Genomic DNA, 13,007 nt, shown 5'->3' on the forward strand with positions numbered 1-13,007 from the left:
GAGCAGTTGCCTATTCATATCGCGGCTACTGATGGAGGGGCTAATGTTGCCGCTTTAGACGATGACGCCCGGTCGACCAAGGCCAATACCGCTTTAGTAAATTTTTCGCCGCGGTCCTGATAATTTTTATATTGATCAAGACTGGCGCAGGCAGGCGAAAGTAATACGCTCTCACCCGCATCGGCAAGACCCGCTGCAATCTGTACCGCTTGGGTCATATTGTCTGCCGAATAAACAGGTACGCAATCATTCAGAGCCTGCTTTATCAAAGCGGCATCCTTGCCCATCAATACCACGCTTTTTGCTTTCTCTTTGATTGCAGGCGTCAATTCGTTCATGTCGGCGCCTTTTGCATCGCCGCCTGCAATAAGGATGACCTTGCGCGCATAACCTTGCAACGCTGCTACACAAGCGCCGATATTGGTCGCTTTTGAATCATTAACCCAGGTAACGCCGCGTATTTCTGCAACGCGCTGCATCCGGTGGCTCAACCCTTTGAATTTTCGCAAAGCATCGCACATGACCTGTTCATCCAACCCCACAGACACACCCAAGGCTAATGCGGCCAAAGCATTGGCCGCGTTATGCCTGCCTTCTAGCGGCAATTCAGCCAGCGGCATCAGGCATGATTCGTTATGCATCAGGTATTCTGTATCTTCCTGATAGGCCAAATGAAAATCGGCTTTTTTGTTAATTGAGAAGGTAAATGTCTTTCTGCTGTCATCCTGCATTGCAGAGACTACTGGATCATCGATATTGATGATCATGACGCCGTCTCCCTTGAAAATTCTTTGTTTTTCCCGTGCGTATTCGGCTAAATCGGCATGCCTGTCCAGATGGTCGGCGCTAACATTGAGAACTGTCGCAGCCGCTGCATTCAAGGCTGAAGTTCGTTCCAGTTGAAAACTTGATAATTCCAACACGTAAAGTTGTGCATTCAACGCCAGCAAATCCAAGGCCGGCGTGCCAAGATTTCCGCCTACGCCCACTTGAATCCCTGCCGCTTTTGCCATCTCACCGAGCATGGTGGTCACTGTGCTTTTACCGTTGGAGCCGCTGATCCCAACAATAGGCGCATCGACTGAGCAGGCAAACAGGTCTATATCGCTGACGATTTTCGAGCCGTTGGCTATGGCTTTTATAATCGCCTGTTCATTAAGCGATACGCCGGGACTGACCACCAGATGGGTCGCCACCTTAAATGCGGCCTCGTCAAAGCCTCCGGTAAACACCGGCGTATCAGGCATTTGCTGAAAAAACTCTTCCATCATCGGCGGCTTAGCGCGACTATCGGTAATGGCAAATTTAAAACCTAAACTTTGCAAATAATGCGCAACGGAAATTCCTGTGTCGCCAAGACCCACAACCAAAATCTTGGAGGTTTGCGGCTCTAACGCAAAGTTTTTCTTTAACAATTCAATAATTGCTGCGCTATCCATTCTCTTATCTCAGTTTCAAAGTAGCCAAGCCAATCAATACCAAAATAACGGTAATTATCCAGAATCGCACGATAACGCGAGGTTCAGGCCATCCTTTCAATTCAAAATGATGATGGATCGGCGCCATACGGAAAACGCGTTTCCCGGTCATTTTGAATGAGGCCACCTGGATAATTACCGACACCGTTTCCATGACGAACACGCCGCCCATAATCATCAACACGATTTCCTGCCTAACCAACACCGCCAATACCCCTAGTGCTCCGCCCAGCGCCAGCGCGCCGACATCGCCCATGAATACCATCGCGGGATAAGCGTTAAACCATAAAAAGCCTAATCCGGCGCCGACCAAAGCAGCGCAAAATACGATCAATTCTCCGGCATTGGGTAAATAAGGTATCGCCAGATATTGCGAAAAAGTTACATGCCCCGACAGATATGCAAAAATCCCAAGGCCGGTCGCGACCATTACGGTCGGCATAATCGCCAAGCCGTCGAGACCATCGGTCAAGTTGACTGCATTGCTGGTTCCGACAATTACGAAATAGGTCAGAACTATATACAGCCAGCCCATATCCAGCATGACGTCTTTAAAGAACGGGACTATCAGTTGGGTTTCTGCAGGCAGTATTGCTGTTTTGTACAAAAAAATCGCCGCCATTAAGCCTATGACCGATTGGCAAGTGTATTTAGCTTTTGCCGACAGACCGTCGCTGTTGCCCTTGATGACTTTTCTATAATCATCAATAAAACCGATAATGCCGTAACCCAGAGTCACCAATAAAATAACCCAAATATAACGGTTGCCGAGATCCGCCCACATCAACGTGCTGAAAGCGATGGCGACCAGTATCAAAGTCCCGCCCATGGTAGGCGTGCCTTTCTTCTCATAATGCGATTGAGGCCCCAGATCGCGGATGCTTTGTCCGATCTTGTTGTGGCTCAATCTCCTGATCATACTAGGGCCGATAATGAAAGAAATGAGTAATGAAGTTAAGGCGCCGAGAATGGCTCGAAACGTCAGGTAATGAAAAACCCGGAACCCTCCATCAAACGTCATTAAATAATCTGCAAAATAAAGTAACATTAATTTATATCCTAAAATTTCACCTACATAGATGCAGGTAAGCATCCTGAACTCGACTGCATCGACGCAGCAGGCAGGGTACTGCAAGTAGACGCTTGAGGTGATACAGAAGCCGTTGCCGAGGAGCGAAAATTTTCAACCAATCCGGCTACTACGTTTTCCATGCGCTGAGCCCTTGATCCTTTGACCAATATCGCTTCATCGCCCTTAAGCTCTTGCTTTAACATTTCAATCAATTCATTTTGGGTATCAAAAAAAGTGGCTCCTTTGCCAAAAACCTTTACAGTATTTCGGGCATCAGAACCTATAGCGAGGAGACGCACGACACCACTTGATTTAATCAGTTCACCCATTTCTTCATGTATTCTCGGACTCTCAGGCCCCAACTCTCCAAAAGCGCCCAAAACCAGCCAACGCTTACCTGTACAGTTAGCCAGCACATCCAGCCCTGCTTTCAGTGAAGCCGAATTGGCGTTATAAGTATCATCTATAACAATGTTGCCTAAGCGGCTTACCAGCGGCTGCAATCGCCCTGTAACCGGTTTTACGCTTTCCAGTCCCTGTTTAATCTGTTGCAGGTCAATGTCCAGCGCTAGGCATGCCGCAGTTGCTGCCAGTGCGTTAAGGACATTATGCCGGCCTGCCAGCTTTAGTTTCACTGTCGATACGCCGGCGTCGGTCACTAATTCAAAACTTGTAGCGAATGCATCGTTAACAATTTCTGTTTTAACGGAATGCGCCGTCACTGTCGCCGCTCCATCGATCCCAAACGATATGATCTTTCTTGTTCCTGCTACCGACTTCCAATAGTCGAAATATGCATCATCGCGGTTAAGAACCGCCACGCCGTCCTGTTTAAGCGTCTGGATTATTTCCCCTTTCGCTTGGGCGACACCGTCAACACTACCGAAACCTTCTATATGCGCCGCCCCGACATTGGTAATGATCGCAACATCGGCCTGTGCATATCGGCTGGTATATTCAATTTCGCCCGGATGGTTCGCGCCCATCTCGATAACGCCATACCGGTGTTGCTCGTTTAAGCGCAATAAAGTTAAAGGCACACCGATGTCATTATTTAAGTTGCCTTTGGTAAACAGAGTATTGGCATTGACGCTCAATATCGCCGCCACCATTTCCTTGACGGTCGTTTTGCCGTTACTGCCGGTAATACCAATTACCGACGCTGTCGATTTTTTCCGCCAAGCACCCGCAAGTTCAGCCAGTGCCAGGCGCGTATCATCAACAACGATATGCGGTATTGTTGAGCCAATACCCGGATGCACAATTGCTCCCGCAGCACCGTTTTGCTCTGCCGCTACTACGAACTCATTGCCATCGAAGTTATGGCCTTTAATCGCGATGTAAAGCTGTACCGGTTCTATCGCTCTTGTGTCTATACTGACCGATGAGATCGCAACATCTTCCCCGACCAATTTTCCGTGCACGTATGCAGCAATCTCACTCAGCATCATATTCATCGATTCCGCCTGCTCAATGCGTCTAGCACAACCTGCCTGTCGCTAAAAGGTATGCACACACCATTGCTTTCCTGATATTGCTCATGGCCTTTGCCTGCAATCACAATGCAATCGTTTTTAGCTGCACTTATTACCACTGTTTGTATCGCCTGTTCTCTGTTTTGAATGACTTCAACTTTAGTCGATCTGCAACCGGCCAAAATATCGTTAACTATATCCAGTCCGTTTTCATAGCGCGGATTGTCATCGGTAATAACGACTCGATCCGCCCATCGCTCGGCAATTTCTCCCATTTGCGAACGTTTACCCGTATCCCTGTTTCCGCCGCAACCGAACACCACCCATAAAGTCTGCTTGCAATGCTGTCGCAAGCTGGACAAAACTTTTTCCAACGCATCCGGGGTATGAGCGTAATCCACAAAAATCATTGGATCGGTCTCTGTCCCAAAACGCTCCATACGGCCAATGACCGGCTGTATGGAGGTCAGCTTTTTAGCTGCGACGTCCAATGAGATACCCATAGCCAATATTGCAGTCAAAACGGCCAGAACATTCTCTATATTAAAATCGCCGTAGAGTGGTACTTTCAGCCGTTGCCGTTCATCCCGCCAACGCACGTCAAATTCGATTCCATCGGCTTTATGCAATATATTTTCTGCATTAACGGATTCGCCTGAATCCGATGTTTTTCCCTTACTGCTGAAATGCCATAGCTGTACCGATTCGGGCACCGCGGCAATAATCCGCTCGCTGTACGCATCATCCAAATTCACTGCTGCGAAAGCTAAACCCGGCGTTTTCAACAGCGCCAGTTTGGCCTGCACATAAGCGTCCATCGTGCCGTGATAATCCAGATGATCGCGGCTAATATTGGTAAATACCGCTCCTTTAAACATTACTCCGTTGACCCGGCCTTGCTCCAAGCCATGCGAGGACACTTCCATCGCTACCGCTCGCTTTTTATTCTTTAATAATTCAGCCAGTATTTTCTGAATTGCCAGCGCATCGGGCGTGGTGTTCAGCGTCTTGTTAAGCTTGCCCCATTCTCCCCAGCCGAGCGTCCCTATAATTCCGCAGTCATCCAGCATCTGGCTTAAAAACTGACTGCAAGACGTTTTGCCATTAGTGCCGGTAATACCGATAACGGTCATAAACCGGGATGGATCACCATAAAAACGCGCGGCCAGCTCGCCCAACTTTAAGCCTAAATTTTCCACAGCAATGATCGGTATTCGCGTAGACATCTTGCGCCGCAAAATCTCTGCCAGCTGTACACCGTTCCCGGCCGGATCGAAAATTACCGCACAGGCTCCATTATTGATAGCCTGCTCAACATGTACCAAGCCATGCTGCTTGGCTCCGGCTAAAGCAATAAATGCATCACCGCCAACCACTTCCCGGCTATCCAAAGTCAAGCCTGTAATCGGCATATTTCCCTGCTCCGAAAACGAGACCAGTCCATTTAATAAGTCTTTCAGACTAGGCACACCGCTATGCTGCTCCTGCATCTTTATTACTGTAAGCCTTGCCTTGTCAATAAGATCGGCATGTTATCCTGCTGGTCGGGCGCAACCTCTAATACCCTTAAGGCTCCTGCCATCACTTTGGAAAACACCGGTGCTGAGACTATCCCACCATAGTATTGTCCCGCTGAAGGCTCATCAATCATAACTACGATAATCAATCTCGGATTCTTGGCCGGGGCCATGCCTGCAAAAACAGAAAAATAGCTTTTCTCAACATATCCGCCCGCTCCGGCTTTTTTTACCGTCCCGGTTTTACCGGCGGCGCTGTAACCGTCGACTCTTCCTTCGTATGCTGTGCCGTCTTTCATAAGTACACTTTCCAGCATGGCTCTGACTCTCTTGGCCGTCTTGGCTGAAAATACCCGTTGTTGATCGACATCTTCATCCCGTTTTAATAAGCTAACCGAATGTAAAATGCCGTCATCAGCCAACGCCGTATACGCTCTTGCCAATTGCAGTGCCGATGTGCTCACACCATAGCCGAATGACAATGTCGCTCTGTCGAATTCGTGCCAGTTTTGGTAATCAAGCAAGCTTCCGTTGGCTTCTCCTGGGAAGCCGGAACCGGCAGCAACGCCAAAACCCAACTTGTTGTAAATTCCCCAAAAATATTCCGGCGGCATCCTCAATGCCATCTCACTAACCGCAACATTACTGGATTTCTTCAACACTCCGGTCAAATCCAGCGCTCCGTAATTATGCACGTCCTTAACCAGATGATTACCGACCTGAAGAAATCCGTGGGTTTCAAAAACCTCATCCGGCTTGACATATCTCCCGTCCAGAGCCGCTGCAACAACAAATGGCTTAACCGTCGATCCCGGCTCGAATACGTCTGTTAACGACCTGTTCCGGTATAAACTTTCCTTTAAGCTCTTTCTGCTATTCGGGTTAAATGACGGCTGATTCACTGCCGCCAGAATTTCCCCGCTTTTTGCATCCAGTACCACCAGCGCCGCTGATTTGGCTTTGTTAAGATTGACGGCCAACTGCAACTCGCGATATGCCAAGTACTGGATGCGTTGATCAATGCTTAACTCTAAATTCCTGCCTGCGATCGGCTCTTTTATGTTTTCTACGTCTTCAATAATTCGGCGCTGCCCATCCCTGATCACCCGCTTGCTACCTGGAATGCCTTTTAATGATCTTTCATATCCCGATTCAAGCCCCGCCTGCCCTATATCATCAATATCGGTAAAACCGACTAAATGCGCAGAAACCTCTCCTGTAGGGTAAAAACGCTTGAATTCCCGTTCAAAATAAATTCCAGTAAGTTTCAGGGCCTTTACCTGATCGGCAACTACCGGGCTCACTTGGCGAGCAATATAAGCGAACTGTCTATGCTGATCGCCCTTAATCAGCTCACGAACCTTTCCTTTCGGTAAATTCAACAATTTTTCCATTTGCCTGATTTCGTTTTCTTTTGCCGGCTCAACCTCTTGCGGATTCATCCAAATGGACTCTACCGGCGTACTGATTGCTAAAGGCGCACCGTTTCTGTCTTTTATCATGCCTCTGTATGCCGAAACCGAGACATCGCTGACATGGCGCATATCGCCTTGTTCTTTAAGAAACTGCTTATTCAGCACTTGCAAATCGATAGCTCGGCCAACTAGCACCGCCATACAAACCATTATAAAAACGACTACTATTTTTCTTCGGCCTGAAAAATCGCCGGTCTGCCTACTTGCGTTATTTTTGCCTTGAAAATGTATCATTTACGGCTTTATATAAATTATTCTTTCCCGCAACGGCATAACCAGTTTCAATTGCTCCCGCGCCACTTGTTCCACCCGATTCTGTTCAGCCAACGTTGTCAGCTCCAATTGCAGCTGCCCCCATTCCACTTCATACTGATCCAACGCTCTTTCCTGCTTTTGGATCTCAATAAAAATTAATCGCGACTGATATTTACTGTAAATTACGGCCAGAGCGGATACCAACAGTACCAATATCAATCCACTCATCCCTATATAGCGAACTGTTGCCACTTAAACCCTCTCAGCTACCCGCATGACCGCGCTTCGTGCCCTTGGATTTTGAGCAATTTCCTGCGGCCCTGCTTTCAGGGCTTTACCTGCTTTTTTCAAGATACCTTTAGTAATATCGACTTCTTTAATCGGCAACTTGCCCGGATTATATTTGGCCCCGGACTCGGATCGGATAAAACGTTTGACGATGCGGTCTTCCAATGAATGAAAAGAAATAACCACTAATTGCCCCCCTGATTTCAAAATCCGCGCAGACTGCTGCAAAACAGCCTTCAGCTCTTCCAACTCGTTATTGATTTCAATACGGATTGCTTGAAAACTACGGGTTGCAGGATGTTTGTGCTTTTCTTTTATCGGCACTACGTCTTCTATAAGCTTTGCCAACTCTCTGGTTGTTGTAATAGGCGATTGGGCTCTTTTTTCCACAATTGCATGCGCTATACGCCGTGCAAATCGCTCTTCGCCATATTCAAATAAAACTTTGACCAACTCCTTTTCATCAACTTCGGCTAACCACTGCGCTGCCGTAACGCCTGAATTGCCGTCCATCCGCATATCCAATGGCCCGTCGCGCAAAAAACTAAAGCCTCTTTCCGGGTTATCAAGTTGCGGCGATGACACACCCAAATCTATCAAAATGCCGTCAATTTTTCCGACCAGACTTTCGCTTGCAACTACGTTTTCTAACTCGGAAAAACAACAGTGTTTCAGCTTAAACCGTTCATCCTTGAGCATGGCCTGCGCATAATCGGAGTTAATCGCATCCAAGTCCCGATCAAAGGCGAGCAACCGACCGGATGCTCCCAATATATCTAAAATTCCCTGACTATGACCGCCCCTTCCGAAAGTGCAATCCAGATAAACGCCGTCTTTTTTAATAACCAACTGTTGCAGCGCTTCTGCAAACATAACGGGCAAATGTTCCACTAACAAATCTCCCGTATTAAAAGGATAAAGAGCCTAAATCTTCCAATCCTTCATTATCGTCGCCATCCAGCCATTCACTCTCTTTTGCTCTCCAAGCTTCTTCATTCCAGAGTTCAAATTTATTGAGCTGGCCAACCAGGACAATTTTTTTGTCTATATTCGCAAATGTTCTCAGTTTTTCCGGCAATAACAGACGACCTTGCCCATCCATTTCACACTCGGATGCATTACCGATAACAAACCGCCTTAACTTGCCGGCCATTTTATTTAGCGTGGGTAATTTACTGATCGTTTGTTCGAGTTTTTCCCACTCAGGCATCGGGTAAAGCCACAAGCAACCATTTTCTCCGACGCATCGTTCGTTTACGGCGACCGTCACAACCATTTGACATTCGCAACAATCCTGTAACTCCTCCCGGTAGCGGGTGGGGATTGCAAGACGTCCTTTGCCGTCTAAATTGATTGAACTAATGCCTCGAAACAAAATTTACCCCAGATATCCCCAAAAAACCCTTTTTTTCCACTTTTCACCACTTGTGCCCACTATAGTTTTCAAATAACCCCTAGTCAAGGATGATTTCATTTAGATTCTTTCTTTTTTGACAATGACTTACATCACAATCTGTGAGGGATATAACTGCATAGAACATGGAAAAATAATTCCTATTTTTTATCAAAATCTTAATTACTCTTGATGAGAAAACACTTTAAGTCCAAAACTATCGGGAATTTCCAGATTTTTTGATAAAAATGAGAACTAAATTATGTTACTGCCGCAATAATTACCGGACAGTTTTTGCGTCTTCTTCAAGACACGGAGAATACCGAGCGAAACTCGGAAAATGGAAGAAAAAGTCGGCCTATAAGCCGGGTTCTGTCGAGAACAGTCATTCATCTAGGCTGCAAGTCGCCTTGCAGCTCAAGCAATCTACCCAGGGACCGCGCGGGCCACGCGTCTGTCCCCCTATTTGATCTTGCTCCGGGTGGGGTTTACCATGCCACTCCTGTTGCCAGTTGCGCGGTGCGCTCTTACCGCACCTTTTCACCCTTACCGATCACTAAGTGACAGGCGGTATATTTTCTGTGGCACTTTCCGTAGGCTCACGCCTCCCAGGCGTTACCTGGCACCCTGCCCAATGGAGCCCGGACTTTCCTCCATTTTATCTTGCGATAAAACAGCGACTGCTCAGCCGACTTTTTCAATGTTCAGTATACCATACATTTACATCAATACGACATGCATCAGCCTTAATTTATAAGCAAAAAGCAGACCAGAAAATACCACTCGAACCGCATTAACGAAAATACTAAGCCTCTTTAGTTTTTTCCAGGTCTAATGCGGCCTGATACAACAGCTTTTTTCTAACACCGGTAATTTCTACAGCCATTGCAACTGCGGTCTTAATAGAGCATTCGCTTAATAACACACGCAATATTTTTTCCTGTTCGGGCGTAATAATTTGCTCTTTTTTATCGACGTTAGCGCCATCGACAATAACCACAAACTCACCTTTTCTCATATTGGCATCTTGCTCAACCAATTTAAGCGCCTCAGCTAAACTGGTTTTCACGATAGTTTCATGCAACTTGGTCAGTTCTCTGGCAATAACAATCTGCCGATCCAGAGGCAATACCTCCGACATATCCTGTAATGAAGCTAGAATTCGATGACTGGATTCATAAAATATCCAAGTTGTTGGATACATTAAGCGCTCTTTAAAAAATGCTTTTCGCGCTGACGAAGTTCTCGGTGAAAACCCCTCAAAAACGAACTGCGTGACAGGCAATCCCGAAGAAGACAATGCCGCAATCAGCGCGCAAGCGCCCGGCACCGGCACCACATCAAGCCCAGCCTCCTTGACCGCTTTTACCAGCGGCATACCGGGGTCGCTTAACAACGGAGTTCCAGCATCGGAAACCAGCGCAATCGATAAGCCCTCGCGCAGCTTTTCCAGCAATCCGGCAGAGGCTTTGTCTTCGTTATGTTGATGTAACGAAATCAGCTTGTTGCTAATGCCGTAATGCTGTAGCAGCATTTTTACATGCCGGGTATCTTCTGCGGCTATCAAATCGACCTGTTTTAATATTTCAACCGCTCTGAAACTAATATCTGCTAAATTACCTATCGGTGTAGCAACAACGTATAATTTGCCGCATTCACTTGACATTCGGTACACTCACTTGAAAACCCCTAATTATTGAAGATGCGACCCAAATATAAGCCGCCATTATTATGCGCTCTGCTTTCCGGTCTATTGTTTTTTTCCGGTTGCGCACCCACGCCTGCCACGGATGCAGGAGGTAGCGTAATGCAGGAGCAACCACCGGAGGACCGCGCCTTGTCTGAGCAAGAAGCACTGGTAACAAAACCTTTCATAAGAAATGAGCAGCCGAAGCAGGTGCTTGAATTATACCAGCAACCCGGAACGCCATCGTTTTCAGACCAAAATCAGCAACGCTTGCAATCCATCGAATCGTTAATCCAGACAGGTGACGGTGTTAATGCAAAACAGGCTGCCGATATGATTAATCCAGCTGATCTTTCAACCGAGCAACGCGCTCAACTAAGCCTTCTTTACGCCCAAATTCTACTCAGCTTTGGCGAAGCGGAACAAGCCATTGAAAATCTTGCGCTGATTCAACCGCAGCAACTCAACCCGGACAATCGGATTAAATATTTTCAATCGCAGGCCTTTGCCTATTCATTAACAGGAAATCTGTTTGACAGCGTCAAATCCAGAATTGAACTACACCGGTTAATAACATCTCCCGATGAGTTGGAAAAAAATCAGTCCGCCATTCTTGAAGCATTACGCCTGTTGCCCGACTCCGACTTACAGACCAGCCAAACAGACACTTTAGCCGGCTGGATGTCTTTAGCCAACATTTTAAAACATATAAATCAGCCTGATTTTAATGCCCAAATAAACCAATGGCGCTCAACCTTCCCGACGCATCCTGCTGACTTAAGCTTCTTAAACCGCTCTCAGGACATGCCGGAAAATGCGCCCTTGCAAATCAAAGCCATCGCATTATTGCTGCCCGAATCAGGGACTTTTGCCCAAGCAGCCAAGGCTATCCGCGCCGGTTTTATGGCAGCCTATAACCATGCCGGCAACATGCCCAAACCTACCCTCCGCTTTTACGACAGCGAACAGTCAACGTCGCAAGCTCTATATAATCAAGCTGTCGCAGAAGGCGCACAATTAATCATCGGTCCGCTTGATAAAGAACGCCTCCAAAGCTTAACCGATACTGTTACTTTTAACATACCCGTGCTGGCCTTAAATCATATTCCAGGCCTTCAAAAAAGCCTACTCTACCAATTTAGCCTCAGCCCACTGGATGATGCCGAGCAAATTACCCATAAAGCGTCGGAGGATGGACATCAAAACGCGCTGCTGCTGATTCCTGAGAACGCTACGGGTAAACGGATCGCCAATTATTTAACAGAAGACTGGCAAAATCAGGGGGGCACTATACTAGAAACACAAACCTACAACCCCAAAGAGACCGACTTTTCAGCACCCATTCAAAAACTGCTCAACCTGAATGAAAGCGAACAACGTTACAATAAAATTCTTACATTAATACCTGGGGTAAAACATATCCCCAGGAGACGACAGGATGCCGATGCTATCTTGTTAAGCGCTTACAGTGCCGAGGCGCGCTCCATCAATCCCCAGCTACAATTTTATCAGGCCGGCGATCTTCCCGTTTATGCTATGCCTAACATCTACACCGGACAAATCAATGCATCGCTAGATGCCGACCTTAATAAAATAACTTTTTGCGACACTCCTTGGTTATTCAACAAGGCCTATCAAGGCGAACTCAGCATGGATGCACTAAAAGAAACCTGGAAACAATTTCCCAGTGCTTATTTACGTCTTATTGCGATGGGCATTGACGCCTACAACCTAGCCACCCGCTTGGACAGCTTGAACGCGAATCCCTATCCCGGCGCTACCGGGAGTCTATCGCTGACTAACGATCAGCGCATCCAGCGCAAGCTGGTCTGCACCAAGTTCACAGCCGGACGGCCTGAAATGAGCGATTTTGTTATTGAAAATAATGCAAATACAGCCCCAAAACCTGCTGAAGAGCAAAATCTGAAATCTGATTAACGATGCTGTTTACTAAGTTTAAAGCAGCACATTTAATTCGCGGCGAAAGCGCCGAAGAACAAGCTCACAATTTTCTGATTAAAAAAGGACTCAAACCGGTGAGCCGGAATTTTCGCTGTAAACAGGGCGAACTCGACTTAATCATGACCGATAAGCAGACGCTGGTTATCATCGAAGTCCGGTTTCGCAAAACCGATAAATACGGCAGTGCCGTTGAAAGCGTCACCCGTACCAAACAGTCCCGCATCATTGCGGCTACGCATGTTTATCTTGCCTCAAAAAAAACAAATGGCCCTATCCGCTTTGACGTGGTTGCCATTTCCGGAAATGGCAACATAGACTGGATACAAAATGCGTTTTAACCCGCCACAATCAAAAAACATCGCCTGTAATCAATAACTTACAAAAAACATATTCGAACCGCGCTTT

Annotated in this window: 11 protein-coding genes and 1 other RNA gene; 2 read left to right on the forward strand and 10 right to left on the reverse strand. The window is 46.9% G+C overall.

Annotation, left to right across the window (positions count from 1 at the left end):
* Window positions 1-14 precede the first annotated feature (14 nt).
* The 10 genes from murD to rsmI all read right to left on the reverse strand — a co-directional run bounded on the left by murD (window position 15) and on the right by rsmI (window position 10,619).
* The gene (gene murD, locus EPO18_RS17610; protein WP_292435576.1) at window positions 15-1,439 is read right to left on the reverse strand and encodes a UDP-N-acetylmuramoyl-L-alanine--D-glutamate ligase; all 1,425 of its coding nucleotides are present in this window, start codon (window positions 1,437-1,439) and stop codon (window positions 15-17) included.
* Between the two features lie 4 nt (window positions 1,440-1,443).
* The gene (mraY, locus tag EPO18_RS17615; RefSeq protein ID WP_292435578.1) at window positions 1,444-2,526 is read right to left on the reverse strand and encodes a phospho-N-acetylmuramoyl-pentapeptide-transferase; all 1,083 of its coding nucleotides are present in this window, start codon (window positions 2,524-2,526) and stop codon (window positions 1,444-1,446) included.
* 23 nt (window positions 2,527-2,549) lie between these two features.
* Entirely contained in the window at window positions 2,550-4,007 is a 1,458-nt protein-coding gene (locus tag EPO18_RS17620) for a UDP-N-acetylmuramoyl-tripeptide--D-alanyl-D-alanine ligase (RefSeq protein ID WP_292435580.1), read from the reverse strand.
* A complete protein-coding gene (locus EPO18_RS17625; protein ID WP_292435582.1) occupies window positions 4,004-5,515 on the reverse strand; it encodes a UDP-N-acetylmuramoyl-L-alanyl-D-glutamate--2,6-diaminopimelate ligase in 1,512 nt (503 codons plus the stop codon). Before EPO18_RS17625 ends, EPO18_RS17620 begins: the two co-directional genes overlap by 4 nt.
* Before the next feature lie 5 nt (window positions 5,516-5,520).
* The gene (locus tag EPO18_RS17630; protein WP_292435585.1) at window positions 5,521-7,251 is read right to left on the reverse strand and encodes a peptidoglycan D,D-transpeptidase FtsI family protein; all 1,731 of its coding nucleotides are present in this window, start codon (window positions 7,249-7,251) and stop codon (window positions 5,521-5,523) included.
* Complete coding sequence (gene ftsL, locus EPO18_RS17635; RefSeq protein ID WP_292435643.1) at window positions 7,252-7,500, reverse strand: cell division protein FtsL; 249 nt, start codon at window positions 7,498-7,500, stop codon at window positions 7,252-7,254. It abuts the gene before it with no gap.
* Between the two features lie 24 nt (window positions 7,501-7,524).
* Window positions 7,525-8,451: a 16S rRNA (cytosine(1402)-N(4))-methyltransferase RsmH gene (gene rsmH, locus EPO18_RS17640; RefSeq protein ID WP_292435588.1), complete on the reverse strand. Its 927-nt coding sequence runs from the start codon at window positions 8,449-8,451 to the stop codon at window positions 7,525-7,527.
* A 16-nt stretch (window positions 8,452-8,467) separates the two neighbouring features.
* Window positions 8,468-8,935: a division/cell wall cluster transcriptional repressor MraZ gene (gene mraZ / locus EPO18_RS17645; protein WP_292435590.1), complete on the reverse strand. Its 468-nt coding sequence runs from the start codon at window positions 8,933-8,935 to the stop codon at window positions 8,468-8,470.
* A 363-nt stretch (window positions 8,936-9,298) separates the two neighbouring features.
* Window positions 9,299-9,649: RNase P RNA component class A (gene rnpB, locus EPO18_RS17650), an RNA gene on the reverse strand.
* A gap of 109 nt (window positions 9,650-9,758) precedes the next feature.
* Complete coding sequence (gene rsmI, locus EPO18_RS17655) at window positions 9,759-10,619, reverse strand: 16S rRNA (cytidine(1402)-2'-O)-methyltransferase (protein ID WP_292435605.1); 861 nt, start codon at window positions 10,617-10,619, stop codon at window positions 9,759-9,761.
* A 141-nt stretch (window positions 10,620-10,760) separates the two neighbouring features.
* Here rsmI and EPO18_RS17660 point away from each other — a divergent pair, with 141 nt between their 5' ends.
* On the forward strand, window positions 10,761-12,578 hold the full coding sequence (locus tag EPO18_RS17660; RefSeq protein ID WP_292435607.1) for a penicillin-binding protein activator: 1,818 nt from the start codon (window positions 10,761-10,763) through the stop codon (window positions 12,576-12,578).
* Window positions 12,579-12,580: 2 nt separating this feature from the next.
* On the forward strand, window positions 12,581-12,940 hold the full coding sequence (locus EPO18_RS17665) for a YraN family protein (RefSeq protein ID WP_292435610.1): 360 nt from the start codon (window positions 12,581-12,583) through the stop codon (window positions 12,938-12,940).
* Window positions 12,941-13,007: the final 67 nt, after the last annotated feature.

The sequence above is a fragment of the Methylobacter sp. genome, from assembly GCF_004322395.1.
Lineage (GTDB): Bacteria > Pseudomonadota > Gammaproteobacteria > Methylococcales > Methylomonadaceae > Methylobacter_A.